Origin of the sequence: Desertibacillus haloalkaliphilus, from assembly GCF_019039105.1 — a bacterium.
GTDB classification, from domain to species: domain Bacteria; phylum Bacillota; class Bacilli; order Bacillales; family KJ1-10-99; genus Desertibacillus; species Desertibacillus haloalkaliphilus.
On sequence record NZ_JAHPIV010000326.1, the window covers coordinates 1 to 380 of the forward strand.

At 43.7% G+C, this 380-nt stretch carries 1 pseudogene; it reads left to right on the forward strand.

Features of this window, described 5'->3' with window-relative positions:
• Positions 1 to 380, forward strand: a pseudogene (locus tag KH400_RS22165) (hypothetical protein); the annotation flags it as partial.

Consider the following 380-nt stretch of genomic DNA (forward strand, 5'->3'; position numbering starts at 1 on the left):
CACTGTTTCTGGGGAAATTAAAGCTGAATATCGGGAGTTGCAACGTGTTATGAATGCCTTAGGAAGCTCTTGGGAACTCTCTGGCGGCGTTTTTAGGTTGATTCGGGAATATCCTAACGGCGATACTGAAAATATTGCCTATTACGCTGAGAATGCGTTTCAAGCTGGTTCTTGGCGTCTGGACTTTAACCCGAATAAATTAACCGACGAAGAAAAGCTTGAAATGAAACGGGCGATTGATTTACTGGCTGATGTGCATTTTACCCGTCTTGATTTGGCGTTTGACGTCTTCAACAACGAATTGGGTATGAAATACCGTATTTATCGTCCAAACGTCTCACAGCGCGAATATGGCGTTTATACGGCACAATGGACCAAAG